Here is a 25,586-nt window from a genome sequence, read left to right as displayed (position 1 = left end):
CCCCTCTGCGCTAACCTGCCTCGATGTTTTACGAGGTCGACTATGCACATTCATATTCTCGGTATTTGCGGCACGTTCATGGGCTCGATGGCAGTACTGGCCAAAGAGCTGGGCCATCACGTGACAGGCTCCGATGCCAACGTTTACCCACCCATGAGCACGCAACTCGAGGCCCAGGGCATCGAGCTGACTCAAGGCTACGACCCGTCGCAATTCGACACGGTCCCGGACCTGGTGGTGATCGGCAACGCGATGTCCCGTGGCAACCCGGCGGTCGAATACGTACTCAATAAAGGTTTGCCCTATGTGTCTGGTCCGCAATGGCTGGCGGACCATGTGCTGCAAGGCCGTTGGGTGCTCGCGGTTGCCGGCACCCACGGCAAAACCACCACCAGCAGCATGCTGGCCTGGGTGCTGGAGCATGCGGGCATGAGCCCGGGGTTCCTGATCGGCGGCGTGCCGCAGAACTTCTCGGTGTCGGCGCGCCTGGGCGATACGCCGTTCTTCGTGATCGAGGCCGATGAATACGACAGTGCGTTCTTCGACAAACGCTCCAAGTTCGTTCACTACCGCCCGCGCACGGCGATCCTGAATAACCTGGAGTTCGATCACGCTGACATCTTTCCTGATCTGCCGGCCATCGAGCGTCAGTTCCACCATTTGGTGCGCACCATTGCGAGCGAAGGCCTAGTGATCCACCCAACCACCGAGCCGGCGCTGCAGCGTGTGATCGAGATGGGCTGCTGGACCCCGGTGCAAACCACCGGCGCGGGCGGGCAGTGGCAGGTCAAGCTGCTCAGCGAAGACGGTTCCCGATTTGAAGTGCTGTTCGAAGGCAAACCCCAGGGCATTGTCGATTGGGACATGACCGGCCAGCACAACGTCGCCAACGCCTTGGTTACCCTCGCTGCCGCGCGGCATGTGGGCGTGGTGCCTTCCATGGGCATTGCCGCGTTGAGTGCTTTCAAAAGCGTGAAGCGCCGTATGGAAAAAGTCGCCGACGTGAATGGGATTACCATCTACGACGACTTTGCCCACCACCCAACGGCCATTGCTACTACCTTGGACGGCCTGCGCAAGCGTGTCGGTGATGCGCCGATCATTGCGATTATCGAGCCGCGTTCCAACTCCATGAAGCTTGGCGCACACCGCGATGGCCTGCCGGAAAGCGTCAACGACGCCGACGAGGCCGTCTGGTACGCGCCGGCCAACCTTGGCTGGGACCTGCCGGCGATTGCCGCGCTGTGCACGGTGCCCTCAACCGTGTGTGACTCCATCGAAGGCATCATTGAGCACGTCAAGCAACAGGCCAAACCGGGCACGCATGTGGTGGTCATGAGCAACGGCGGCTTCGGTGGCCTGCACGGCAAGCTGGCCGAGGCGCTGAAATGAGCGGCCCAGAGCGCGTCACCCTGGCGATGACCGGTGCGTCCGGCGCGCCCTATGGTTTGCGCCTGCTGGACTGCCTGGTGCGCGAAGACCGTGAGGTGCACTTCCTGATCTCCAAGGCCGCGCAGTTGGTGCTGGCCACCGAGACCGATGTGGCGCTGCCGCCCAAGGTGCAGATGATGCAGGCCTTCCTCACTGAGTACACCGGTGCGGCGGCGGGGCAGATCAAGGTTTACGGTAAAGAGGACTGGATGTCGCCCGTGGCCTCCGGCTCCGGCGCGCCGGCGGCCATGGTGGTGGTGCCGTGTTCCACGGGCACCCTGTCGGCAATCGCCACGGGTGCCTGCAACAACTTGATCGAACGCGCAGCAGACGTGACGTTGAAGGAGCGCCGGCAGTTGATCCTGGTGCCCCGTGAAGCGCCGTATTCGAGCATTCACCTGGAGCACATGCTCAAGTTGTCGAACATGGGCGTGACGATTTTGCCGGCCTCGCCCGGTTTTTATCACCAGCCGCAGACCATCGATGACTTGGTGGATTTTGTGGTGGCGCGGATTCTCAACCTGCTGAATATCCCTCAGGACATGCTGCCGCGTTGGGGCGAGCATCATTTGAGCAGTGATGAATAAGGCGCTGCTGATCGTACTGGCGTTGCATCTGACGGGCTGCGCCACTGCGCGCACGCTGGATGCGGCAAAGCCAGGCGCGCCGGTGGTGTATGCCGGTACGCGCCTGGATCTGTATGCGATGAATGGGGGGTGTTGCGCCAAGGATAGGTTTGGTGCCGAGGCGCCGAGCTATCCCGGTGTGGATCTTCCGGCGAGTGCGTTGCTCGATACGCTGTTGTTGCCGCTGTCGGTGTTGACGGTACTTGGGGTTGGCTTCAACGCTACCGGTGGCCTCTAACCCTATCTGGAAGGCAGCACAAAACCAACGTGGGAGCGTCGAACCGCCGCTCCCACATTTGAATCTCTGCCAGATAATTAAATCGGTTTACTTGCCCAGCTTGCGCAACTCATCCGACTCCACCACCCGCACCCCATCCTGCTCTTCCAGGGCCAGGCGCCACATGGCGCGGGCCAGTTCGCACACTTCAATGCCGCGGTATTTCCCAGGAATCAATCGCGACAACGGCCCTGCCAACTGTTCGGCCAAGCGCGGCTCCAGCCTTTCCCCGAGTAACAGCGACGGTCGCACGATGGTCAGTTGTGGCCAATCCTGAGCCTTCAACGCTTCCTCCATTTCGCCTTTGACGCGGTTGTAGAAGATCGAGGACTTCGGGTCGGCGCCAATCGCGCTGACCACGATCAGGTGTCGCGCGCCCAGTTCCCGCGCACGTTTGGCGAAAGCCACCACCATGTCCAGGTCGACCGCGCGGAAGGCGTCTTCGGAGCCCGCCTGTTTGATGGTCGTGCCCAGGCAGCAAAAGGCGATATCCACCTGGCCGCTCAGTTTCGGCAGGAGCACCGCCGGGTCGCCCACCGGGTTTTCCAGGTGCGGGTGTTCGGCCAGTGGCTTGCGGCTGGGTGCCAGCACGCGGGTCACGGTGGGTTCGTTGAGCAGGCGGTCGAGCAGGTGTTCGCCGGCGAGGCCGGAGGCGCCAGCGAGCAAGATATGCTGCGGAGTCAGGTACATGGTGTTTCCCCCTCGTTACACGTTACAGCTTAGTTGCCTTTGGCTTCCTTGCTATTCATTGAGACGCTTTCGAGCGCCTTTCGTGCCTGCTGTTTGCGTAATAAGTGCCAATGGGCGATGACGCCCTTGGGGGTCCATATCTGCGGTTCGGAGGCTTCGAAGCTGTCCGCCTGCTCGCGCTCGGCCACATGCAGTTGCGCCAGCTTGAAGGCTTGCTGCAGGTCGTCGGTCTGGTTGAAGGCTTGGGCGAAGAGGGCGTCGCCGAAGTAGGTGAAGTCGGCTTCCTCGGAACAACCGAAGGACACACGGTCGGCCCGCGAGGCGGTCATGATCAGCGTGCGCTCATCTTTGAGTGCCGGGATGAAGCCGCCGGAATAGCAGGCGGAAATCACCACGATCTTGTCGCGGTTCTTCAACGGCGCCATCACGGCGGCCAGCTCATCGGCAGGCAGGTCCGCCAGTTCCATGCGCGGTTGGTCCAGCACCAGTTCGTGTTCGTGGGTGCCGTGGCTGGTCATGTAAATAAACACCAAGTCTTCCGGGCCGGTGCGTTCGGCCAGGGTTTGCACGGCGCGACGCAGGCTTTCGCGGGTGGCCAGGGGGCGGTCGGCGATGTGGTCGCGGTGATTGACCAGGCGAATCTGCCCGCGCGCGCCGAAACGCGTTGCGAGCAGGTTGCTGACGTAATCGGCCTCGCGCAGGAACACGCTCTGTTTGCCGTCACCGGCCACGGCGAGGGTGTACAGCTCCACGGCGGGGGTGGAGGCGGGCACTTCGGCGAGGGCGGTATCCAGCAGGCGGCCCTGGGCCAGCACGCCGATTTCCAGTGGGTCGGGCAATAATTTGCCGTCGGCATCACGCACACGCAGGCCATTGACCCACGTGCCGGCCTGTACGGTGCCATCGGTGAGGACGAGGGTGCCTTTGCCTTGGTAGCTGTCGCTGTCGAAGCCGCCGATATAGAAGCTGCCGTCGGTGAGGTTCAGGCGGCCTTCACCGGTAAAGCGCCAATCGCTGAACTGACCCACGTAGTGGCTACCATCGACGCCAATCAACTCGCCTTTGCCGCTGAGCGCGCCTTCCTTGAACTGGCCGATCCACACGTCGCCGTCGGCGTTCTCATAGCGGCCTTTGCCGTTGAGCTGGTTCTGTTTGAACTGGCCGACATAGATGTCGCCGTCGGCGCTGTTGAACGTGCCGTTGTCTTCCAGTTGGCCATCGACGAAATGGCCGCTGAACTGGTTGCCACTGTCATCGTTGCGCTGGCCTTCGCCATTCGGCTTGCCGTGGGCGAACTGGCCCTGGTACTGGCTGCCGTCGGCCAGTTCCAGGCGGCCGAGGCCGGAATACTGGTCGTTCTTGAATTCACCGCGATAGGTCATCTGCCCCTCTTTGAGGGTGCCTTCGCCGTTGCGTCGCCCGTTCTTGAAACCGCCCACATAGTGACTGCCCGCCGTGGTCAGGCTGCCCTGGCCGTCGAACAGGCCCTGTTTGAACTGACCTTTATAGACTTCGCCATTGCTGCCATGCCATTCGCCCTGGCCGTGCCATTGACCTTTGTCGAACTGGCCGGCGTACCAGCTGCCATTGGGGTAGTCCACACGGCCCTGGCCTTGCAGCAAGCCATTGACCACATCGCCCCGGTAACGGCCGCCGTCGGGCAGGCGCGCATCGGGCGGCAACAGCGATTCGCCGTCTCCGCAAGCGGTGAGCAACAGGGCAAGGGCAAGGGGAGCGAGGGGGCGCATAGCGGGATCCGGGTAATTGAGCGCCGAGTATGCCGCAGCCGCGAGTTTCATACATAAATTTACATACACAGTGGTGAGGTTTTACCCCTCACCACAGGCAAGGCTTACACGAAGCAGAGTGACAGCGACTCGGCAATGTAGGCGGGTTTTTCCTGGCCTTCGATTTCCAGGGTGGCGGTAGCCTTGAACAGCCATTGACCAGGCTTTTTCTCGGTGACGTCGGTCAGGGTCACGTTCAGCCGCACCTTGGAATCAACCTTTACCGGCTGGATAAAGCGCACGCTGTCCAGGCCATAGTTGACGGCCATCTTCAGGCCTTCAGGCATGATCAGGATGTCTTCCATCAGCTTGGGCATCAGCGACAACGACAGGAAGCCGTGGGCGATGGTGCTGCCGAACGGTGTTTGCGCGGCCTTGACCGGGTCGACGTGGATGAACTGATGATCGCCTGTGGCCTCTGCGAACAGGTTGATGCGCGCCTGGTCGATGGTGAGCCATTCGGAACGTCCCAGTTCCTTGCCGACATAATCGTTGAGCTGCGCTACGGGTATATAAGGCATTGCGTCTCTCCTTGGTTCATCGGTTTTTATCAGTGGGCGAACTTCAATGTAGATCATCATGGGCAACAGGTCGGGTCAACCCACCATGCTTTTGGCGAATGCCTGAGCATACGGCGGGCATGCTTATAATGCCGACACGTTTTGAGGGGGAGAAAACGGATGCTGTTACGCGGTCTGACATGGCTGGTGCTGTTTCAATTGATCGGCACGGCACTCAATCATTTGCTGCTGCCGGTGCTGCCGGGGCCGATCATCGGCCTGTTGCTGATGCTGGGTTACCTGGTGTGGCGCGGCGAAGTCGGCGAGCCCCTGAGCCTGGCGGCCAGCAGCCTGTTGCGTTACCTGCCGTTACTGTTGGTGCCGCCGGCGGTGGGGGTAATGGTGTACGCCAAGGACATTGCCGCTGATTTCTGGGCGATTGTCGGCGCGCTGGTGCTGTCGCTGGTGATCGCCATGGCGTTTGTCGGTGTGCTGATGCAACACATGGTCAAGCGCAAGGAGAAGGATCAATGACCTTCGACTGGCAGGGCGCGTGGACGGCGGTGATTCATCACCCTTTGTTCGGCATTGGTATCACCCTCGGTGCCTATCAACTGGTGTTGGCAGGGTTCGAGAAGACCCGTTGGGTGTTCCTGCAACCGGTGCTGGTCTCCATGCTGTTGGTGATCGGCGTGTTGCTCTCCTGTGGCCTGAGCTACGCCGAATACCGCAAGAGCACCGAGATCATGGGCATCCTGCTCGGCCCGGCGACGGTGGCGCTGGCCGTGCCGCTGTATTTGAACCTGCGACGGATTCGCCAATTGTTCTGGCCGATTTTTACTACGCTGGTGGTAGGCGGGGTGTTGGCCACCGGCCTGTGTGTGCTACTGGGCTGGTGGTTTGGCGCTGAGCACATGATGTTGATGACCATGGCGCCCAAGTCGGTGACCTCGCCGATTGCCATGCTGGTGGCCGAGCAGATCGGCGGCGTGGCAGCGTTGGCGGCGGTGTTTGTGCTGATCACCGGGGTGGTGGGGGCGATGGTCGGCCCGTCACTGCTTTCACGCTTGGGCGTGTACAGCCCCGAAGCGCGAGGCATGGCCCTGGGCATGACCGCCCACGCTGTCGGCACCTCGGTGGCCCTGCAGGAAAGCGAAGAGTGCGGCGCCTTTGCGGCGCTGGCCATGAGTCTGATGGGCGTAGCTACGGCGGTGCTGCTGCCGCTGGCTGTGTCGGTGATCGTTTAAATCGGGGTTAAGGAAACCTTTTATGAGTCTGGCGCTGTTCCCGCTAAATACCGTGCTGTTCCCTGGCTGCACCCTCGACCTGCAACTGTTCGAGGCGCGCTACCTGGACATGATCAGCCGCTGCATGAAAAAGGGCGAAAGCTTCGGCGTGGTGTGCATCCTCGACGGCAGGGAAGTGGGCATGGCCCCGGACGGCTACGCGCTGATCGGCTGTGAAGCGCTGATTCGCGACTTCAAACAACAGGACAACGGCCTGCTGGGGATTCGGGTCGAAGGCGGTCGCAGGTTCCGCGTGCGGGATGCGGGCGTGCAGAGGGACCAATTGCTGGTGGCCGACGTGCAATGGCTCGAAGAACTGCCTGACCAACCGCTGGAAGAAGAGGACGCCGACCTGCTGGCGCTGCTGCAGGCGTTGGCCGAGCACCCCATGGTTGCTTCGCTGGACATGGATGCGCACGCCGACGGACAGCAAGCCTTGGGCAATCAGTTGGCGTACCTGCTGCCCTTCACCGAAGCCGACAAGGTCGACCTGCTGCAACTCGACGACCCGCAGCAGCGCCTGGATGCGATCCAGATGCTGCTCGATGAATTGCAGGGGGAGCTGTTCACTTAATAGGCGTAGCGCAGCAGAGCATGCGGCGTGCCGGTGAGTGCGATGAAGCTCAGCACCGCAATCAGCGCCGGCAACAACAGCCACCAGGTTTTTTGTGACATGGCGGGCAGCGGGCTTCGGTACTGGCTGATGCCCAGGCTGAACGCACACACCGTCATCGCCAGCAGTGTGCCGGCCAGGATGTCCGTGGGCCAATGGGCGCCGAGGTAGACCCGCGACAGCGCGATAAATGCAGCCGGAATGCAGCCCAGCAGCATCCACGTCAGGCGCAGCCGTGTGGGTTGCCCGCGACCGGCCAGGATCGCCAGGGCCAGGAAAAACGCGAAAGCGCCGGACGCGTGGCCGCTGGGCATGCTGAAGCTGGTCAAAGGGTCTGTAAGGATTTCCGGCCGTCCGCGAGCGAAAAACAGCTTGGTCCCGGTGTTGATCACCGCAGCGCCCGCCAGCGTTACGCCGACAAACACCGCATGGCGCCATTGGCGTGCCAATAGCAGCAGGCCGGTGAACACGGCGCTGGCGAAAAACATCTTCTTGAATTCACCCAGTTGGGTGATGCGCACCATCACTTCATCCAACCAAGTGCTGCGATGTTCCTGCACCAGGGCGGTCAGGCCATGGTCGAAGTTGTCCAGAGCGTGGTAGCCGATAAACAGCGCGATCAACAGCACCAGGCTCGCGCAACCCATCCACAAGGTAGCGCGACGATGGCCGCGCAAGCTGCTGTTCACGCTCAGCCCGATCAGGACGGCCAGGCATCCTGCGACCACTGCGGCCTCGGGCCAGACCCCCTCGGGCAGAGGCAAGCGGAAGGCGGCGCCGGTCGCCCAGCCCGGCAGCAGATAGGCCACCGACCAGCCCGCTGCCGCCACGACGCTCACCACCGCAAAGCGCGGAAATGGCATGTCGCACATGCCCGCCACCATCGGCAGCATAGGGCGCAGCGGGCCGATGAAGCGTCCGACCAGGAGGCTGGCAATGCCGTACTTGTGGAAGTAGGTCTCAGCGCCGTTCATCCATTCAGGATGGTGACGCAAGCCGGGCAAACGCCTGATGTTCTGGTGGAAATGTCGACCCACAAAGTAGGAAGCCCCGTCACCGAGCAGACCGCCCAGAAAGCCCAGCAGCAAGGTTTCACTCAGGGACAGTGCGCCGCTGCCGGCGAGTGCGGCAATAGCAAACAACAATACCGTGCCAGGCACGATCAACCCGGCGATGGCCAAGCACTCCACGCAGGCGACGATAAACACCGCCACCGCCAGCCATTCGGGGTTGAGGGTCAACCAGCCGGTAATGCTATCGAGCCATTGGCCCATACAATCCACTCCATTTATTCGGCCACTGCCTTGCAAATTCATATCCGGACTCGCCGCACATCAACTGTGGGAGCGAGCAAGCCCGCTCCCACATGGAATCTGCCGCGCTGCAGATATCAATTTTCAGCAGCAACAGCGGCCTCTACTAATCAAATCAAAAAATAATCGCGCCCTTCGACCTGGCCACGGCGCAGCGGGTTCCGTGTGCAATAAGGCGCATAGCCAGCATCGACAAAGCGGTACATCAAGTGTTCATCCCGGCCGCTGGGAATGCCCAGGCGGGTGGTTTGGATGATCTGACTCGGCGCCTGGCCCACATCCTCAACGTAGAGCAATTGCTGATCGAAGCGCTTGGCATCCCACATCGGCACCTTCAACCTCAAGGCTTTGCACAGCAACGTCTGGCCTGCGCACAGCTTTTGAGCGGCACGCGGGCTGCCATCGGCATTTGGATTGTTCAACAGCATCTGCGCCAGGCTTTCGGGGCCGGACAACGCGTCGACCCACGGATACGCCGATTTGATCAACACGGCATTACCCGGCCCATGAGCGCTGAAGTTCAGGGAATCGCCACCACGGGCGTAGTACATGTAGATATGACCGCCATCCAGAAACAAAGCCTTACGCTTTTCTGTGTAGCCCAATGAAGCGTGACTGCCTTTTTCGGCCACGTAATAGGCTTCGGTTTCAATAATTCGTGCAGAAAGCCAGGTTTCGCCGACGCGATGGCGGATGACTTTTCCGAGTAATGCTTGCGCAAGCGTTTGCGCATCGCGGTCGAAGAAGCTGTCGGGCAGGGCGCTGGCGGGGAGCAGGGGCGATGAGCTGGGCATGGCAGTCAGGGTGAATACGGCTAAATGTGACGGAATCATAACAACTCCCACCTTAATTACCGCTGAACCCCAGATTTTTACAGTTCATTTCGACCATCCGCCCCTCACCGCTGTCAGTCGGGCGGCGTCACAGCTATAATCTGCCGCTTTCCTCCATGCCAAGACTCCCTGACCATGACTGAGTCCGTTCTTGACTACATGACCCGCCTGGGTCGCGCTGCCCGTCAGGCCTCGCGGTTGATCGCCCGTGCGAGCACTGCGCAGAAGAACCGTGCCCTGTTGGCTGCCGCTGACGCTCTGGATGCTTCGCGCTCCGAGCTCGCCACTGCCAACGAACTGGACCTGGCCAACGGCCGCGCCAATGGCCTGGAGCCGGCCCTGCTGGACCGCCTGGCGCTGACCCCGGCACGTATCGACGACATGATCGAAGGTTTGCGTCAGGTGGCCAAGCTGCCTGACCCCATCGGCGAAATCCGCGACATGCGTTACCTGCCGTCCGGCATCCAGGTCGGCAAGATGCGCGTGCCGCTGGGCGTGATCGGCATCATTTATGAGTCGCGTCCGAACGTTACCATTGACGCGGCGAGCCTGTGCCTCAAGTCCGGCAACGCCACCATCCTGCGTGGCGGTTCCGAGGCGATCAATTCGAACCGCGCCATTGCAGCGTGTATTCAGCAGGGCCTAGCCGTGGCCGAATTGCCCGCCGAAGTGGTGCAGGTGGTGGAAACCACCGACCGCGCCGCCGTAGGTGCGCTGATCACCATGCCGGAATTTGTCGACGTGATCGTGCCACGTGGCGGCAAGAGCCTGATCGAGCGCGTCAGCCGCGATGCCAAGGTGCCAGTCATCAAGCACTTGGACGGCGTGTGTCACGTATACATCGACATCGCTGCCGACATCGACAAGGCGATCCGCATCGCCGACAACGCCAAGACTCACCGCTACGCCCCGTGCAACACCATGGAAACCCTGCTGGTGCACGTCGGCATTGCCGATCGCGTGCTGCCGCCGCTGGCTGCCATCTACCGCGACAAGGGCGTGGAGCTGCGTGGTTGTGTGCGCACCCGCGCGCTGCTCGGCGCGGACGTGATCGAAGCGACCGAGCAAGACTGGTACACCGAATACACGGCGCCGATCCTGTCGATCCGCATCGTCGACGACCTGGATGAGGCCATCGAGCACATCAACACCTATGGCTCCAAGCACACCGACGCCATTGTTTCCGAGCATTTCAGCGATGCCCGGCGTTTCCTCAACGAAGTGGATTCCGCTTCGGTGATCGTCAACGCCTCGACGCGTTTTGCCGATGGTTTCGAGTATGGCCTGGGGGCGGAGATCGGCATTTCCACCGACAAGCTCCACGCACGCGGCCCGGTTGGCTTGGAAGGCCTGACCAGCGAGAAGTACGTGGTGTTCGGCGACGGTCATGTGCGCACTTGATGGCTAAACGCATCGGGCTGCTCGGCGGTACCTTCGACCCCGTGCACATCGGCCACTTGCGCAGTGCCCTGGAAGTCGCGGATGCCCTTGCGCTGGACGAGCTGCGGGTGATGCCCAACGCCCGGCCTCCGCATCGCGATACGCCGCAGGTGTCGCCGCAGCAGCGCCTTGAAATGGTGCGCCTGGCCGTGGAAGGTATCTCGCCGCTGGTGGTGGACGACCATGAGCTCAAGCGCGATAAACCGTCCTACACTGTTGACACCCTGGAGCTGATGCGCGCTGAACTGGCCGCAGATGACCAGTTGTTTCTGCTTTTGGGCTGGGACGCATTTTGCGGCCTGCCCTCTTGGCATCGCTGGGAGGAACTCCTTCAGCATTGCCACATCCTGGTTTTGCAACGCCCGGATGCCGACAGCGAACCGCCGGATGCCTTGCGCAACCTGCTGGCCGCGCGGTCGGTAAGTGACCCCTTGGCCCTGACCGGGCCGAACGGGAATATTGCATTCGTCTGGCAGACCCCGCTTGCGGTGTCCGCCACCCAGATCCGTCAACTGCTGGCCAGCGGGAAGTCGGTACGTTTCCTGGTGCCTGACGCGGTCCTGGCCTACATCGATGCGCACGGGCTTTACCGTGCGTCGAACTGAAAAGGCGCGCTTGAGCGTACGCACAGTCGTACAGCGAGCGCCCGTACATACGAGCAAAACGAGTTTTATATGACGAACAAAGACGTAAGCAAAGTTAAGCGCAAAGGCACCTTCAAAAGCGCCCCGCTGCCGGTAGAAGCCCACGTTGGCCCTGAGCTGGCTGGCGAAGAGCTGGTAAAAGTCGCCGTAGCGGCCCTGGAAGACGTTAAGGCCCAGGACATCCAAGTGCTGGACGTGCGCGACAAGCAGAGCATCACCGACTACATGATCATCGCCACCGGTACCTCCAACCGCCAGATCGGCGCGATGCTGGACAAGGTTCGCGAAGCCGTCAAAGCCCAAGGCGTCAAGCCGCTGGGTGAAGAAGGCAAGGGCGACAGCGACTGGGTGCTGTTGGACATGGACGACGTGATCGTGCACATGATGACCTCCAACGCTCGCCAGTTCTACGACCTGGAGCGTCTGTGGAAAGGCGCCGAGCAGAGCCGTGCCGCCGATGGCAAGCACCACAGCCCGGAAGTGGGCCACGCGCACTTCGACAAGCTGAACAAAGACCAGGAATAAGGAACGGCTGTGCGCCTGCGTCTGATCGCTGTCGGTTCACGCATGCCCAAGTGGGTGGAAGAAGGCTGGCACGAGTATGCCAAGCGTCTGCCCGCTGAGCTGTCGCTTGAACTGGTGGAAATACCGCTGAATACCCGGGGCAAGAATGCCGATGTGGCGCGCTTTATCCGTCAGGAAGGCGAAGCCATGTTGGCCAAGGTCGGCCCCAACGAGCGCATCGTCACTCTCGAAGTGCACGGCAAACCCTGGAGCACCGAGCAATTGGCGGTGGAACTGGACCGCTGGCGCCTGGATTCGCGTACGGTCAACTTCATGGTGGGCGGCCCCGAAGGGCTGGCGCCGGAAGTCTGTGCGCGGGCGGACCAGCGTTGGTCGTTGTCAGCGTTGACGCTGCCGCACCCGTTGGTACGGATTCTGATCGGTGAGCAGCTGTATCGCGCCTGGACAGTTCTGTCCGGGCACCCTTATCACAAATAATCTGCGCCTCTTTCGATGACCCAGCCGATCCGCATCAAGGACCACGAGAAAGACGCACGTCTCGTACGCGCTCGGGTCGTGTTCGGCGCTTTTATGGTGGTTGGGCTAATCGGGGTGCTGATTGCGCGCCTGTATTTCCTGCAGGTGATCCAGTACGACTATCACTCCACGCTGTCGGAAAACAACCGGGTGCATGTGCAGCCGATTCCGCCGACCCGTGGGCTGATTTTCGACCGCAATGGCGTGGTGGTCGCGGATAACCGGCCCAGCTTCAGCCTGAGCATGACCCGCGAACGTTCCGGTGATTGGCAGCAGATCCTTGATGTGATCGTCGAGGTGCTGCAGTTGACCCCAGAAGACCGCGTGATCTTCGAAAAGCGCATGAAGCAGGGGCGCAGGCCATTCGAGCCGGTGCCGATCCTGTTTGAGCTGACCGAAGAGCAGATCGCCCGGATCGCGGTGAACCAGTTCCGTCTGCCGGGTGTGGAAGTGGTGGCGCAGTTGGTGCGGCACTACCCGCATGGGCCGCACTTTGCGCACTCTGTCGGCTACATGGGGCGAATCAACGAGAAAGAGCTGAAAAGCCTCGACCCGGTCAATTACAGCGGCACCCACCATATCGGCAAGACTGGCATCGAGCGTTTCTACGAGCCAGAACTGCACGGCCAGGTGGGTTACGAAGAAGTCGAGACCAACGCTCGCGGCCGTGTGCTTCGGGTACTCAAACGCACCGATCCGGTGCCGGGCAAGGACATCGTCCTGAGCCTGGATATCAAGTTGCAGGAAGCCGCCGAGATGGCCCTGGGCGGTCGGCGTGGCGCGGTGGTCGCGCTGGACCCGAAGACCGGTGAAGTGCTGGCGATGGTCAGCCAACCAAGCTTCGACCCCAACCTGTTTGTGACCGGCATCAGCTTCAAGGCTTACGCCGAGTTGCGCGATTCCATTGACCGGCCGCTGTTCAACCGCGTATTGCGCGGCCTGTACCCGCCGGGTTCGACGATCAAGCCGGCGGTGGCGATTGCGGGTCTGGACGCGGGCGTGATCACGGCCTCCAGCCGAGTCTATGACCCTGGCTACTACATGCTGCCCAACTACGATCACAAATACCGTAACTGGAACCGCACCGGTGACGGCTATGTCGACTTGGACACCGCGATCATGCGCTCCAACGACACCTATTTTTACGACCTGGCCCACAAGCTGGGGATTGATCGCCTATCCACCTATATGCGCAAGTTCGGCCTCGGTCAAAAAGTCTCCCTGGATATGTTCGAAGAGTCCCCAGGCTTGATGCCGTCGCGCGAATGGAAGCGCGCGACCCGCCGCCAGGCGTGGTTCCCGGGCGAGACGCTGATCCTCGGCATCGGCCAGGGCTACATGCAGGCCACACCGCTGCAGTTGGCCCAGGCCACGGCGCTGGTGGCCAACAAAGGCATCTGGAACCGTCCGCACCTGGCCCGGACCATCGAAGGCGAAAAACCGGTGGATGACAACCCGATCCCCGACATTGTGCTGCGTGACCCGTCGGACTGGACCAAGGTCAACCATGGCATGCAGCAAGTGATGCACGGTGCCCGCGGTACAGCGCGCAAAGCGGCGATTGGCGCGCAATACCGTATTGCCGGCAAGAGCGGTACCGCGCAAGTAGTGGCGATCAAGCAAGGCGAGAAATATGACCGCTCCAAGGTTCAGGAGCGCCACCGTGACCACGCCTTGTTTGTCGGCTTCGCGCCGGCCGACGATCCGAAAATTGTGGTGGCGGTGATGGTCGAAAACGGCGAATCCGGCTCCGGCGTCGCGGCCCCGGTGGTGCGCCAGATCATGGACGCCTGGCTGTTGGCCGACGACGGCAGGCTCAAGCCCGAATATGGCGGCCCCCCGTCAAGCACCGAGGTTACGGCCCATGAAGAGTAAATTTGACCGCATCCTCTCCAGCGAGGACGTGATGCGTCGTCGTGCGACGTTTCTGCAACGCATTCACATTGATGGCCCGTTGCTGATCCTGTTGCTGACATTGGCAGCGGGCAGCCTGTTCGTCCTGTACTCGGCCAGCGGCAAGAACTGGGACCTGCTGATCAAGCAAGCGTCGTCGTTCGGCCTGGGCCTGTTGTCGATGGTCGTGATCGCCCAGCTTGAGCCACGGTTCATGGCGCGTTGGGTGCCGCTGGGCTACGTCGTCGGGGTGTTGCTGCTGGTGGTCGTGGACGTGATGGGCCACAACGCCATGGGCGCGACGCGCTGGATCAACATTCCGGGGGTGATTCGCTTCCAGCCGTCGGAATTCATGAAGATTCTGATGCCGGCAACCATCGCCTGGTACTTGTCCAAGCGCACCTTGCCGCCGCAGCTCAAACATGTGGGGATCAGCCTGATCCTGATTGGCGTGCCGTTTGTGCTGATCGTGCGCCAGCCCGACCTCGGCACCTCGCTGCTGATCCTGGCGGGCGGTGCCTTTGTGCTGTTCATGGGCGGTTTGCGCTGGCGCTGGATCCTCAGCGTGCTGGCTGCCGCCGTGCCCGTGGCCGTGGCCATGTGGTTCTTCTTTATGCATGACTACCAGAAGCAGCGAATCCTGACCTTCCTCGACCCTGAAAGCGACCCGCTCGGCACCGGCTGGAACATCATCCAGTCGAAGGCCGCCATCGGTTCCGGCGGCGTATTTGGTAAGGGGTGGTTGCTGGGCACCCAATCGCACTTGGACTTTTTGCCCGAGAGCCACACCGACTTCATTATTGCGGTACTGGGCGAAGAGTTTGGCCTGGTGGGCATTTGCGCGTTGCTCCTGATCTATTTGCTGTTGATTGGTCGCGGCCTGGTGATCACCGCGCAGGCGCAGACGTTGTTCGGAAAATTGCTGGCCGGCGCACTGACCATGACTTTTTTTGTTTACGTTTTCGTCAACATCGGTATGGTCAGTGGCCTGTTGCCGGTTGTTGGGGTGCCGTTGCCGTTCATTAGCTACGGCGGAACTTCGCTGGTGACATTGATGTCAGCGTTTGGGGTTTTGATGTCGATTCATACGCATCGCAAATGGATCGCACAGGTTTGAATAAGGTGAAGATGTCAATGCAAGTAATGCGCGGCTGGGCGACTCGGCATGCGTCCTGGATGGGTCTGATTGGGCTGCTGGGCGCAACGCAAGAGGCGCGGGCCGGTGACTACGATGGTTCACCCCAGGTCGCCGAGTTTGTCGGTGAAATGACCCGCGACTATGGTTTCGCCGGTGAGCAACTGATGGGCGTGTTCCGCGAAGCCCAGAAAAAACAGTCGATCCTCGACGCCATTTCTCGCCCTGCCGAACGCGTGAAGCAGTGGAAGGAGTATCGCCCGATGTTCCTCACCGACGCCCGCGTGGCGCGGGGTGTGGACTTCTGGCGTCAGCATGAGGCAGTACTGGCCCGCGCCGAGCAGGAATACGGTGTGCCAGCTCAGGTCATTGTCGCGATCATTGGCATCGAAACCTTTTACGGGCGCAATACCGGCAGTTACCGGGTGATCGACGCCTTGTCGACCCTGGGCTTCGATTACCCGCCGCGCGCCGACTTCTTCCGCAAGGAGCTGCGCGAATTCCTGCTGCTGGCTCGCGAAGAGCAGGCCGACCCGCTGAGCCTCAAGGGTTCCTACGCGGGTGCGATGGGCTTGCCGCAGTTCATGCCGAGCAGCTTCCGCGCCTATGCCGTTGACTTTGACGGTGATGGGCATATCAATATCTGGAGCAATCCGGACGATGCCATCGGCAGTGTGGCCAGCTACTTCAAGCGTCATGGCTGGGTCGGCGGCGAACCGGTGGTGATCCGCGCCGATGTCACGGGGGATCGCGCCGACGAAGGCCTGACCCAAGGCATAGAGCCGGCCAAGACGGTCGGGGAGTTGCGGGCGCTGGGCTGGTCGAGTCAGAATGCGCTGCCTGATGATCTGCCGGTGACGGCGTTCCGTCTTGAAGGCGAAAATGGCCCTGAATACTGGATGGGCCTGAAGAATTTCTACGCAATCACGCGTTATAACCGCAGTGTGATGTACGCCATGGCCGTGCATCAGCTGTCAGACATGCTGGTCCAAGCACGGGGCAACAAGTAATGCGGGCATCGCCGTTCAATAAACCGCTCAAGCTGGTGGCGTTCGCCGCGTTGTCCCTGCTGGTCGTCAGTTGTTCCACCAGTCGTGGTCCGGCGCAGAAGGCCGGGGGCACGGTTGTCCGTGCCCAGCCGGGCCTGGACATCAACCGCGCGCACAAAGATGGCGCGCCGTGGTGGGACGTCGACGTGTCGAAGATCCCGGACGCCACGCCGACCCTGCACACCGGCCCGTATAAGGCGAACCCTTATACCGTGCTGGGCAAAAGCTACTTCCCCCTGCAGGAATCCAAGACGTACGTCCAATCGGGTACAGCGTCCTGGTATGGCACCAAATTCCATGGCCAGAACACCGCCAACGGCGAAGTGTATGACCTGTACGGCATGAGCGCGGCCCACAAGACCCTGCCGCTGCCCAGCTACGTACGCGTGACCAACCTGGACAACAACCGCACGGTGATCCTGCGAGTCAACGACCGCGGGCCGTTCTATTCGGACCGCATCATCGACTTGTCGTACGCTGCCGCGAAGAAACTCGGTTATGCCGAAACCGGTACTGCGCGCGTGAAGGTTGAAGGTATCGACCCGGCGCAATATTGGGCCCAGCGCGGCAAGCCAGCGCCGCTGATGCTCAATGAGCCGCAAACCCAGCAGCCGCAAGTGACCGCCTCAACGGGCAAGGTCGAGCAGTGGACGCCTCCGCCGCAGCAGCATGCTCCGGACACCGTCGTCGTACCCAGGGCTGCACCAGGCGCTGCCGTCGCGGGCGGGCAATACCTGCAGGTCGGCGCTTTCGCCAACCCGGATGCGGCAGAACTGTTAAGGTCCAAGCTGAGCGGGATGGTCAACGCGCCGGTTTTTATCAGCTCCATCGTGCGTAACCAGCAGACCCTGCATCGCGTGCGGATGGGGCCGATAGGCTCGCCGAGCGAAGTCGCGCAAGTGCAGAACAGCGTGCGCATGGCCAACCTGGGGCAACCCAGCGTGGTTACCGCCGAATAACAGAGAATTGATGGTTCTGGCTCGTGCGCGGGTCAGAGCTGTGGTTGTTGGCTCGTTTGACAATAAAAACCCAGGGGCAAGGGGTGAGCGGGCAACCGAATACGCGACAGTCTGGCAACGGGCTGCCTGAATGAGTTTTGCCCGCGAGGGCAAGTTTCCATAAGCAATTTCGAGAGACGGATGAACATCACCACCTTAGCCAAACGCACGTGCCTGCTTCTTTCGCTGATCATCACCCCGGCCGCCTGGGCCGTTGAAATGGTGCCGGCTTCCCCGCAACTGGCCGCCAAGTCCTGGGTTCTCATGGATGCTGCCAGTGGCAACGTGCTGGTCGAGAGCAACGGTGACCAGCGCCTGCCACCGGCCAGCCTGACCAAACTGATGACCGCCTACATCGCGACCCTGGAAATCCGTCGCGGCCAGATCGGCGAGAACGATCCGGTGACCGTCAGCGAAAACGCCTGGCGTACCGGCGGCTCGCGGATGTTCATCAAGGTCGGTTCGCAGGTGACTGTAAGCGACCTGCTGCACGGCATCATCATCCAGTCCGGTAACGACGCCAGCGTCGCCCTGGCCGAGCACATCGCCGGCAGCGAAGACGCGTTCGCCGACATGATGAACAAGACGGCGACTGACCTGGGCATGACCAACAGCCACTTCATGAACCCGACCGGTCTGCCGAACCCAGAGCACTACTCGTCGGCTCACGACATGGCAATCCTGGCGCGCGCGATCATTCGTATCGACCCGGTGCACTACGCGATCTACTCCCAGAAAGAGTTCTACTGGAACAACATCAAGCAACCTAACCGCAACCTGCTGCTGTGGCGCGACAAGACCGTTGATGGTCTGAAAACCGGCCACACCGAAGAAGCCGGCTACTGCATGGTGTCGTCCGCTGTACGTGACGGCCAACGCCTGATCGCCGTGGTCTTCGGCACCAACAGCGAGCAGGCCCGTGCGGCCGAAACGCAAAAACTGCTGACCTACGGTTTCCGCTTCTTCGAAACCCAGACCTTCTACCAGAAGGGTGCTGAACTGGCGACCGCGCCGGTTTGGAAGGGCGCTACCTCCCAAGTCAAGGCCGGCCTGGCTGAAGACCTGACCCTGACCATGCCTAAAGGCCAGCTGAAAAAGCTCGCTGCCAGCATGACCATGAACCCGCAATTGGTTGCGCCAATCGCCAAGGGCGATGTGATCGGTAAAGTCGAAGTGAAGCTGGACGACAAGGTGGTGCACAGCGCCGACCTGATCGCCCTGGATGCCGTCGACGAGGGTGGTATCTTCCGCCGCGTGTGGGATAGCATCCGTCTATTCTTCTACGGCTTGTTCAACTGATAGTGTGCATCTGCAAAGCCCCGCGTTGATCCGACGCGGGGCTTTGTTGTCGCCAAGGCTTACGCTTACGAGGCCGTTACGCCATGACCGATACCGAAGTAAAGGCGCCAAAGATCGAATTCCCGGTGGTGGACTATCCCATCAAGATCATCAGCGACACCGGCGTAGGCCGCAAAGACTTGATCCTTGAGATCGTGCGCAAGCACGCCACGATCAATGATGAGCGTGTGGACGAGCGATCCAGCTCCACAGGCAAATACACCACGATCCAGTTGCACATCGTTGCGACGGGGCAAGACCAGCTCTACGACATCAACAGTGAACTGCGGGCCACTGGCTTCGTGCACATGGTGTTGTGATGTCACAGGTCCTGGGCTTTCGCGAGCTCGGCCGGATGGACTACGCGCCCGTCTGGCACGCCATGCAGCGGTTCACTAACGAGCGCGGCACGTCGGCCCCCGATGAAATCTGGCTGGTGGAACATCCGCCGGTATTTACCCAGGGCCAGGCCGGCAAGGCCGAGCACTTGCTTCTGCCGGGGGATATTCCGGTGGTGCAGGTCGACCGAGGTGGCCAAGTGACTTACCATGGGCCCGGTCAGCTTGTCGCTTATCTGTTGCTGGATGTGCGCAAGCTAGGGTTCGGCGTGCGCGACCTCGTCAGCCGCATGGAGGCTTGCCTGATCGAGCTGTTGGCCAGTTACGGCGTGACCGCCGCGGCCAAGCCGGATGCGCCGGGTGTTTATGTGGACGGCGCGAAAATCGCCTCCCTGGGGCTGCGGATTCGCCACGGCTGTTCCTTCCATGGCTTGGCCTTGAACGTGGACATGGACCTGGCCCCGTTCCGGCGGATCAACCCATGTGGCTATGCCGGGTTGGCGATGACGCAACTGAGTGATCACGCCACACCGATTAAATTTGCCGAGGTAAGTGCCCGGCTGCGTGAGCAGCTCGTCAAACACCTCGACTATGCTGAGCAGACGACCCTCACGGGCGGAATCGACTGATTATGACTACTGATGCAGTGCAAACCATGATCCCGACGGTGGACGTTACCGACCGTGCGGCCCCGGCCCCGCGTGCCAAGGTGGAAGCCGGCGTCAAGCTGCGCGGCGCCGAGAAGGTTGCACGCATTCCGGTGAAGATCATTCCGACCACCGAACTGCCGAAGAAGCCTGACTGGATCCGCGTGCGCATCCCGGTTTCGCCGGAAGTCGACCGTATCAAGGCCCTGCTGCGCAAACACAAGCTGCACAGCGTGTGCGAAGAAGCGTCCTGCCCAAACCTAGGCGAGTGCTTCTCCGGCGGCACCGCCACCTTCATGATTATGGGTGACATCTGCACCCGTCGTTGCCCGTTCTGCGACGTGGGCCACGGCCGTCCGAAGCCACTGGACGTCAACGAGCCGGAAAGCCTGGCCATCGCCATTGCCGACCTTAAGCTCAAGTACGTGGTGATCACCTCGGTTGACCGCGACGACCTGCGTGACGGCGGTGCCCAGCACTTTGCCGACTGCATCCGCGAAATCCGCAAGTTGTCGCCGAACGTCATGCTCGAAACCCTGGTGCCGGACTACCGTGGCCGTATGGACGTGGCGCTGGAAATCACCGCTGCCGAGCCGCCGGATGTGTTCAACCACAACCTGGAAACCGTGCCACGCTTGTACAAGGCCGCGCGCCCGGGTTCGGACTACCAGTGGTCGCTGACCCTGCTGCAGAAATTCAAGCAAATGATGCCGCACATTCCGACCAAATCCGGCCTGATGCTGGGCCTGGGCGAGACCGACGAAGAAGTGATCGAAGTCATGCAGCGCATGCGCGAACACGATATCGACATGCTGACACTGGGCCAGTACCTGCAACCGTCCCGCAGCCACTTGCCGGTGCAGCGTTTCGTGCACCCGGACACCTTCGCCTGGTTCGCCGAGGAAGGTTACAAGATGGGCTTCAAGAACGTTGCGTCGGGGCCGTTGGTGCGTTCGTCATACCATGCGGACGAACAGGCCAAGCTGGTCAAGGCTAGCCTGGTGTCGTAATACAGATTTGGCCAACACCGCTGATCCAATGTGGGAGCGGGCGTGCTCGCGAAGGCGGTGTTTTTCAGTCACCTGATTTATTGACTGACACTGCGCCTTCGCGAGCAAGCCCGCTCCCACATTTCGTTCCGCGTCTGCCAAGGAGAGTTGTGGATGAGCATTGCCGTACCTGCCTTGCGAGCCGAAGGCACCATCGCCCTGATCGCTCCCGCCGGCCCCGCCACGCTGGACTTCGAAAAGGCCGACCAATGGATGCGCGCCCACGGTTACGACCTGCGAATCTTCCCTGGCGTCTATGAGCGCGACGGCTACCTGGCCGGCAGCGATAAAGTCCGCCTCAACGACCTCCATAAAGCCTTTGCCGACCCTGAAATCGACGCCATCTTCTGCCTGCGCGGCGGCTACGGCACGCCGCGTCTGCTTGATAGCCTGGATTTCGACCTGCTACGCGCCCATCCCAAGCCGTTCGTAGGTTATAGCGACATCACCGCTCTGCACCTAGCGATCAGCCGATATGCCGGCTTCGTGACCTTCCACGGGCCGATGCTCAATGCCGATCTGCTGGGCGATAAGCAACAACCCACCGAAGCCTCGCTGTTCAGTCTGCTGCGCGGCCAACTGAGTGCTGGTAGCCAGTTGATACACCCGGTGGCTTACCCGCTGACTACGATTGAACCGGGCGTCGCCTGCGGGCGTTTGCTGGGCGGCAATCTGTCGATGATCGCGGCTGTCATGGGCACGCCCTACGAGATGGATGCTGAGGGCATCATCCTGTTTATCGAAGACGTCAACGAGCCCCTCTACCGCATCGACCGTCTGCTCACGCACCTGCGCCTGGCAGGCAAGCTGGCCCAGGTTGCGGGTGTGCTGGTGGGGGATGTGGCGGGTGTGGACAAGGATGCGTTGGAGCGGCTGCTCAAGCAGACCTTTGAACCGCTGTGCATTCCGGTATTGTCCGGCTGGCGCAGTGGGCATTGTGATCCGAACCTGACGTTGCCGATGGGCGCGTTGGTTAGGTTGGAGGCGGGGGAACAGCGGGTGGTGTTGGAGCAGGATGTGGTCTTCAAGGACTGAGTTTGATATCGCCTGCCAGGCAGTCATCGCAGGCGAGCCAGCTCCCTCAGGGAAATGCATTCCAACTGTTGGGGCTGGCTTGCCTGCGATGGCGGTAGTCGCCTACAAGGGTCTACCTGTTCTGCAACGATTCCAGCAGCTTCACCGTCGGATACCCATCCGCCGGCCAGCGCAGCGCTTGCTGCGCCGCACGAATCGCCTTGCGCGTATTGGCGCCGATGATCCCGTCCGGGTTCCCCGCGTCATAGCCGTTGGCACTCAGCGCTGTCTGCAAGTCGATACGCTGGGAGCGACTCAGCGGCAGCTCATCCTTCGGCCAGTCACCACGAATTACACCACCGCCACCGAACCTTTCCGACAACAGGCCAACCGCCAGCGCGTAGGACGACGAGTTGTTGTACCTGAGGATTGCGCGGAAGTTATCCAGCACCAGGAACGCCGGGCCACGGTAGCCCGCCGGCAACAGCAGGGCGGCTGACAGCTGGTCGGCGTTGGGCGGCATGGTGGCGCCCGGTGGCAGTTGGATACCAAGTTTCAGCCATTCGGCGACTGTCTTGCGAATGCCGCCATCGGCCAGGGCGTAATCGAAGTTCGCCGGCAGTTGTTTCACCTCGAAGCCCCATGGCTGGCCTTTCTGCCAGCCGGAGCTTTGCAGGTAGTGCGCGGTGGAGGCGAGCGCGTCCGCTGGGCTGTTCCAGATGTCGCGGCGACCGTCGCCATCGAAGTCGACGGCATGGGTGTTGTAGGTGGTCGGGATAAATTGGGTCTGGCCCATGGCGCCGGCCCAGGACCCTTTCATCTGGTCTGCCTGGATGTCGCCGTGCTGGATGATCTGCAGCGCTGCCAACAGTTGCGCCTGGGCGAATGCTGGGCGACGGCCTTCATAGGCCAGGGTCGCCAGCGAACGAATCACCGAGTTATTGCCCTGGAACTGTCCGAAATTGCTTTCCATGCCCCACACCGACACCAGCGCCTGGCGGTCGACGCCATAACGTTGCTCGATGCTTTGCAGGATATCGGCGTATTTGTTCAACAATGCCTGGCCATTACGCACGCGCACCGGCGAGAGGGCGCCGTCGAGGTATTCCCACACGGGGCGGGAAAATTCCGGCTGGCTGCGGTCGGCGCGGATGACCGCCATATCAGGGGTGACGTTGGCGAAAGCGTTGTCGAACACAGCTTCGGTGATGCCGGCCTGCAGGGCTTGCACGCGAAAGCCAGCCTGCCATTCGGCAAAGGTCTGGGTCGGTTGGATATCAAGATTGTCCACCGCCAGCGGGGCCACGACAGCGGGCGCTACCACCGGGGCGGTCTGTAACTTTGGCAGTGGTTGAGCGTCGGCGGCGGTCGGTTTCTCCGCGCAGGCGACTAGCAGAATGAGGCTGGAGGCAGCGATCAATTGGCGAAGGTGCCAACGACGGGGAAGACTAGAGGGCATGCACAGGTCCAGAGATTACAAATCAGGTGCAGACCTTATCATGTCAGAGGGGCGCTTGCCTTCAGGCAGCCAGAAAGTAAGAAGCCTCCCAGCTATTAGACTGGAAGGCTTCGCGGCGGTAGCTGCCTTTGCCCTTGCCGGCGCGTTCCTGACGGCTGCGGAACAGTGGCTGGGCGATGATGGATTTGGCCTTGTTGGGGCCATGCTTGGATGGCTTTTTGCTCATGATGGTTACTCTCATGGGGTGGATGGAACGGCGCAAATGATCGGCCGAAGTTCACCCGCTGTAAAGCCCAGCGATGTGTAGGCGCTTTCGCAAGCTGAAGTAAGTACGGTTAATGTGTGGCTTGCCTGCGATAGCATCACCTCCATGCATCTGAAAAACCGAGGTGCCTGCATCGCGGGCAAGCCCGGCGCCCACAGGGGAAGGTGGTGTTTTAGAAAGTGTTATTCAGCAGGCAGTGTCAGGCGCTGGCCGGCCATCAACAGCGACAAACGGCTCAAGCTCATCCACGGCGATCCCGCTGCCTGGCCCTTGATCTGCGCATCGATGCGCTGCGCTTCCAGCAAAAGCTGCGCCCAGCGTTGTGCCGAGTGCCGTTGCAGGGCCTTGCTCATCAAGGGTTTGCGTTTGTCCCAGACCGGTGGCCGGGCTTGGCTGAACGCTTTGTCCAGCGGCGTGCCCTGGCTGTATTGCAGGGCAATGTTGGCCAGCACCCGCAATTCTCGCGCAAGGGCCCAGAGAATCACCGGCGGCTCTACGCCTTCGCCGCGCAAGCCCTCAAGCATGCGCAGGGCATGGGCGGGTTCGCCATTGAGGATGGCATCCACCAGCCCGAACACATCAAAGCGCGCACTGTCGGCCACCGCGCCCTGGACGGTCTCAACGGTGATTTGCCCGTCTTCGGCCATCAGCTTGAGCTTTTCGATCTCTTGGGCTGCGGCAAGCAAGTTGCCTTCGACCCGGGCGGCGATCAGCTCCACCGCATCCTGGGTCGCCGACAGCCCCGATTGTGCCAGGCGTTGGCGAATCCATTGCGGCAACTGGTTGCTGTCGACTGGCCAGATCTGGATGAACTGGGTCTGAGCCCCTTCGACCAGTGCCTTGCCCCACTTGGTTTTCTGGGCGCTGCCATCAAGCTTGGGCAGGCTGATCAGCAAGACCGTGTCTTCGGCAGGTCGTGAACAGTACTCAATGAAGGCGGCGGCACCCTTGTCACCCGGCTTGCCCGAAGGCAGGCGCAGTTCCAACAGGCGCTTTTCGGCAAACAGCGACATGCTCGCGCCGGCTTGCAGCAACGTGCCCCAGTCGAAACTGGCGTCGGCGCTGAAGACCTGGCGTTCATCGAAACCTTGCTGGCGTGCGGCGGTGCGGATGGCGTCGGCGGCTTCCTGGCACAGCAACGGGTCATCACCGCTGACGATGTAGACAGGCGCAAGGCCACCTTGCAGGTGTTTGGCGAGTTGGGCGGGGGCGAGTTTCATAGGCAGTGTAAACGGGGCGCCAGGGGCGCCCCGTCTGGCTTACTCGACAGGTACTTCAACAGGCGATTGTTTCGGCGTGTTGTCTTCGTACTCTTTGGCGGCTTTCAGTGCGTCGGCATCAGCCTTGGCCTTGTCGTCAGCGCGTTGCTGCAGGGTTTCCAGTTGTTCCGGGGTGATCAGCGAGAGGCGCAGCACCATGCGCTGGACCAGTTCGCGACGCATCTCCTTACGCACCTGAATGATTTCGGAGTCCGAACCCACCAGGTTGTTGCCGTCGTGGCTAACGACTTTCTGAATCTGGATGTCGTCACCCATCAATGGCAGGTGGTCGTGGCCCTGGATTTCAAAGCTGAGCACGGTGCTCAGTTCGATATCGGACGCACGCCCGGCGCTGGCATAGCTGAGGTTACGCTGGGTTTGTTTTTCATTGGCCAGGAACAGCTTGTAGGTCGCGCCGGTGTAGACGTGAACGCCACTGTTCTCCAGGACCTGACGCAGCTGGGTCACTGTTTCGCTGTAGGCGTCGCGGGCACTGACGTCCAGTTCCTTGATCGCCATTTCGTGGGTGCCGGTACCGCGCAGCTGGAAGCCGCAAGCGCTCAGCAACACGGCAAGGCCCATAACCAGCAAATTGCGTTTGATCATTTTGTTGCTCCCCTTGAAACCATGTGGGCCTTATCGAGGCCCTGAAGGCTTTGTT

28 protein-coding genes are annotated in these 25,586 nt (G+C 61.3%); 19 read left to right on the top strand and 9 right to left on the bottom strand.

Annotation, left to right across the window (positions count from 1 at the left end):
- Window positions 1-42: 42 nt before the first annotated feature.
- Genes mpl through AACY44_RS17180 form a run of 3 tightly spaced genes read left to right on the top strand, consistent with a single transcriptional unit; the run spans window position 43 to window position 2,295 of the window.
- The gene (gene mpl / locus AACY44_RS17190) at window positions 43-1,392 is read left to right on the top strand and encodes a UDP-N-acetylmuramate:L-alanyl-gamma-D-glutamyl-meso-diaminopimelate ligase (protein WP_339416937.1); all 1,350 of its coding nucleotides are present in this window, start codon (window positions 43-45) and stop codon (window positions 1,390-1,392) included.
- Entirely contained in the window at window positions 1,389-2,018 is a 630-nt protein-coding gene (ubiX, locus tag AACY44_RS17185; protein ID WP_003219402.1) for a flavin prenyltransferase UbiX, read from the top strand. Before mpl ends, ubiX begins: the two co-directional genes overlap by 4 nt.
- Window positions 2,011-2,295 carry a YceK/YidQ family lipoprotein gene (locus AACY44_RS17180; protein WP_065873690.1) on the top strand — a complete coding sequence of 95 codons (285 nt, stop codon included), beginning with the start codon at window positions 2,011-2,013 and terminating at the stop codon, window positions 2,293-2,295. Before ubiX ends, AACY44_RS17180 begins: the two co-directional genes overlap by 8 nt.
- An 87-nt stretch (window positions 2,296-2,382) precedes the next feature.
- Here AACY44_RS17180 and AACY44_RS17175 read toward each other — a convergent pair whose 3' ends face one another.
- The 3 genes from AACY44_RS17175 to AACY44_RS17165 form a co-directional block, all read right to left on the bottom strand.
- Window positions 2,383-3,024: an oxidoreductase gene (locus AACY44_RS17175; RefSeq protein ID WP_339436978.1), complete on the bottom strand. Its 642-nt coding sequence runs from the start codon at window positions 3,022-3,024 to the stop codon at window positions 2,383-2,385.
- A 29-nt stretch (window positions 3,025-3,053) separates the two neighbouring features.
- Window positions 3,054-4,772 carry a C13 family peptidase gene (locus tag AACY44_RS17170; RefSeq protein WP_339530721.1) on the bottom strand — a complete coding sequence of 573 codons (1,719 nt, stop codon included), beginning with the start codon at window positions 4,770-4,772 and terminating at the stop codon, window positions 3,054-3,056.
- Window positions 4,773-4,876: 104 nt separating this feature from the next.
- Window positions 4,877-5,332, bottom strand: a complete 456-nt coding sequence (locus AACY44_RS17165) for a MaoC family dehydratase (RefSeq protein ID WP_339416931.1) — start codon at window positions 5,330-5,332, stop codon at window positions 4,877-4,879.
- A 159-nt stretch (window positions 5,333-5,491) separates the two neighbouring features.
- Here AACY44_RS17165 and AACY44_RS17160 point away from each other — a divergent pair, with 159 nt between their 5' ends.
- The 3 genes from AACY44_RS17160 to AACY44_RS17150 are packed head-to-tail and all read left to right on the top strand — an operon-like array spanning window position 5,492 to window position 7,171.
- On the top strand, window positions 5,492-5,845 hold the full coding sequence (locus AACY44_RS17160) for a CidA/LrgA family protein (protein WP_049711365.1): 354 nt from the start codon (window positions 5,492-5,494) through the stop codon (window positions 5,843-5,845).
- Window positions 5,842-6,558, top strand: a complete 717-nt coding sequence (locus AACY44_RS17155; protein WP_339416930.1) for an LrgB family protein — start codon at window positions 5,842-5,844, stop codon at window positions 6,556-6,558. The genes AACY44_RS17160 and AACY44_RS17155 overlap by 4 nt, the downstream gene beginning before the upstream one ends.
- A 22-nt stretch (window positions 6,559-6,580) precedes the next feature.
- Window positions 6,581-7,171, top strand: a complete 591-nt coding sequence (locus AACY44_RS17150) for an LON peptidase substrate-binding domain-containing protein (RefSeq protein ID WP_339416929.1) — start codon at window positions 6,581-6,583, stop codon at window positions 7,169-7,171.
- Here the strand turns inward: AACY44_RS17150 and AACY44_RS17145 are convergent.
- Both AACY44_RS17145 and AACY44_RS17140 read right to left on the bottom strand, forming a co-directional pair.
- Window positions 7,168-8,484 carry a bifunctional DedA family/phosphatase PAP2 family protein gene (locus tag AACY44_RS17145; RefSeq protein WP_339530719.1) on the bottom strand — a complete coding sequence of 439 codons (1,317 nt, stop codon included), beginning with the start codon at window positions 8,482-8,484 and terminating at the stop codon, window positions 7,168-7,170. The genes AACY44_RS17150 and AACY44_RS17145 overlap by 4 nt on opposite strands.
- Window positions 8,485-8,633: 149 nt before the next feature.
- Window positions 8,634-9,317 carry a DNA-3-methyladenine glycosylase gene (locus tag AACY44_RS17140; RefSeq protein ID WP_339417051.1) on the bottom strand — a complete coding sequence of 228 codons (684 nt, stop codon included), beginning with the start codon at window positions 9,315-9,317 and terminating at the stop codon, window positions 8,634-8,636.
- Window positions 9,318-9,491: 174 nt separating this feature from the next.
- Between AACY44_RS17140 and AACY44_RS17135 the strand changes: the two genes are divergently transcribed.
- The 13 genes from AACY44_RS17135 (at window position 9,492) to AACY44_RS17075 (ending at window position 21,963) form a co-directional block, all read left to right on the top strand.
- Complete coding sequence (locus AACY44_RS17135; protein WP_339416927.1) at window positions 9,492-10,757, top strand: glutamate-5-semialdehyde dehydrogenase; 1,266 nt, start codon at window positions 9,492-9,494, stop codon at window positions 10,755-10,757.
- The gene (gene nadD / locus AACY44_RS17130; protein WP_049711370.1) at window positions 10,757-11,401 is read left to right on the top strand and encodes a nicotinate-nucleotide adenylyltransferase; all 645 of its coding nucleotides are present in this window, start codon (window positions 10,757-10,759) and stop codon (window positions 11,399-11,401) included. Before AACY44_RS17135 ends, nadD begins: the two co-directional genes overlap by 1 nt.
- Window positions 11,402-11,470: 69 nt before the next feature.
- Window positions 11,471-11,965, top strand: a complete 495-nt coding sequence (gene rsfS / locus AACY44_RS17125; RefSeq protein ID WP_003237041.1) for a ribosome silencing factor — start codon at window positions 11,471-11,473, stop codon at window positions 11,963-11,965.
- Between the two features lie 9 nt (window positions 11,966-11,974).
- A complete protein-coding gene (rlmH, locus tag AACY44_RS17120; RefSeq protein WP_003176297.1) occupies window positions 11,975-12,442 on the top strand; it encodes a 23S rRNA (pseudouridine(1915)-N(3))-methyltransferase RlmH in 468 nt (155 codons plus the stop codon).
- Window positions 12,443-12,457: 15 nt separating this feature from the next.
- Window positions 12,458-14,356, top strand: coding sequence for a penicillin-binding protein 2 (gene mrdA / locus AACY44_RS17115; RefSeq protein WP_339416926.1), 1,899 nt, complete (start codon window positions 12,458-12,460; stop codon window positions 14,354-14,356).
- A gap of 31 nt (window positions 14,357-14,387) precedes the next feature.
- Window positions 14,388-15,491: a rod shape-determining protein RodA gene (rodA, locus tag AACY44_RS17110; RefSeq protein WP_339417049.1), complete on the top strand. Its 1,104-nt coding sequence runs from the start codon at window positions 14,388-14,390 to the stop codon at window positions 15,489-15,491.
- Between the two features lie 17 nt (window positions 15,492-15,508).
- Entirely contained in the window at window positions 15,509-16,519 is a 1,011-nt protein-coding gene (gene mltB, locus AACY44_RS17105) for a lytic murein transglycosylase B (protein WP_339416925.1), read from the top strand.
- Entirely contained in the window at window positions 16,519-17,517 is a 999-nt protein-coding gene (locus tag AACY44_RS17100; RefSeq protein WP_339416923.1) for a septal ring lytic transglycosylase RlpA family protein, read from the top strand. The genes mltB and AACY44_RS17100 overlap by 1 nt, the downstream gene beginning before the upstream one ends.
- A 180-nt stretch (window positions 17,518-17,697) precedes the next feature.
- A complete protein-coding gene (locus AACY44_RS17095; protein WP_339416921.1) occupies window positions 17,698-18,855 on the top strand; it encodes a D-alanyl-D-alanine carboxypeptidase family protein in 1,158 nt (385 codons plus the stop codon).
- Between the two features lie 83 nt (window positions 18,856-18,938).
- Complete coding sequence (locus tag AACY44_RS17090) at window positions 18,939-19,214, top strand: DUF493 domain-containing protein (protein WP_065891172.1); 276 nt, start codon at window positions 18,939-18,941, stop codon at window positions 19,212-19,214.
- Window positions 19,214-19,861, top strand: a complete 648-nt coding sequence (lipB, locus tag AACY44_RS17085) for a lipoyl(octanoyl) transferase LipB (RefSeq protein WP_339416919.1) — start codon at window positions 19,214-19,216, stop codon at window positions 19,859-19,861. The genes AACY44_RS17090 and lipB overlap by 1 nt, the downstream gene beginning before the upstream one ends.
- A 26-nt stretch (window positions 19,862-19,887) precedes the next feature.
- A complete protein-coding gene (gene lipA / locus AACY44_RS17080) occupies window positions 19,888-20,889 on the top strand; it encodes a lipoyl synthase (protein WP_162490596.1) in 1,002 nt (333 codons plus the stop codon).
- Between the two features lie 153 nt (window positions 20,890-21,042).
- Window positions 21,043-21,963 (top strand): S66 peptidase family protein, encoded by a 921-nt coding sequence (locus tag AACY44_RS17075; RefSeq protein ID WP_339416917.1) that lies wholly within the window; start codon window positions 21,043-21,045, stop codon window positions 21,961-21,963.
- A gap of 112 nt (window positions 21,964-22,075) precedes the next feature.
- Here the strand turns inward: AACY44_RS17075 and AACY44_RS17070 are convergent, their stop codons facing one another.
- From AACY44_RS17070 to AACY44_RS17055, 4 genes are all read right to left on the bottom strand, one after another.
- Window positions 22,076-23,401, bottom strand: a complete 1,326-nt coding sequence (locus AACY44_RS17070; RefSeq protein WP_339437550.1) for a lytic murein transglycosylase — start codon at window positions 23,399-23,401, stop codon at window positions 22,076-22,078.
- 61 nt (window positions 23,402-23,462) lie between these two features.
- On the bottom strand, window positions 23,463-23,627 hold the full coding sequence (gene arfA / locus AACY44_RS17065) for an alternative ribosome rescue factor ArfA (protein ID WP_003176285.1): 165 nt from the start codon (window positions 23,625-23,627) through the stop codon (window positions 23,463-23,465).
- 221 nt (window positions 23,628-23,848) lie between these two features.
- Complete coding sequence (holA, locus tag AACY44_RS17060; RefSeq protein WP_339416914.1) at window positions 23,849-24,886, bottom strand: DNA polymerase III subunit delta; 1,038 nt, start codon at window positions 24,884-24,886, stop codon at window positions 23,849-23,851.
- Window positions 24,887-24,925: 39 nt separating this feature from the next.
- A complete protein-coding gene (locus AACY44_RS17055; RefSeq protein ID WP_339416913.1) occupies window positions 24,926-25,531 on the bottom strand; it encodes an LPS-assembly lipoprotein LptE in 606 nt (201 codons plus the stop codon).
- Window positions 25,532-25,586: the final 55 nt, after the last annotated feature.

Origin of the sequence: Pseudomonas sp. RA_15y_Pfl1_P11 (assembly GCF_963970975.1) — a bacterium.
Taxonomy (GTDB): Bacteria; Pseudomonadota; Gammaproteobacteria; order Pseudomonadales; family Pseudomonadaceae; genus Aquipseudomonas; species Aquipseudomonas tritici.
This window is presented reverse-complemented; position numbering and strand designations above follow the sequence as displayed.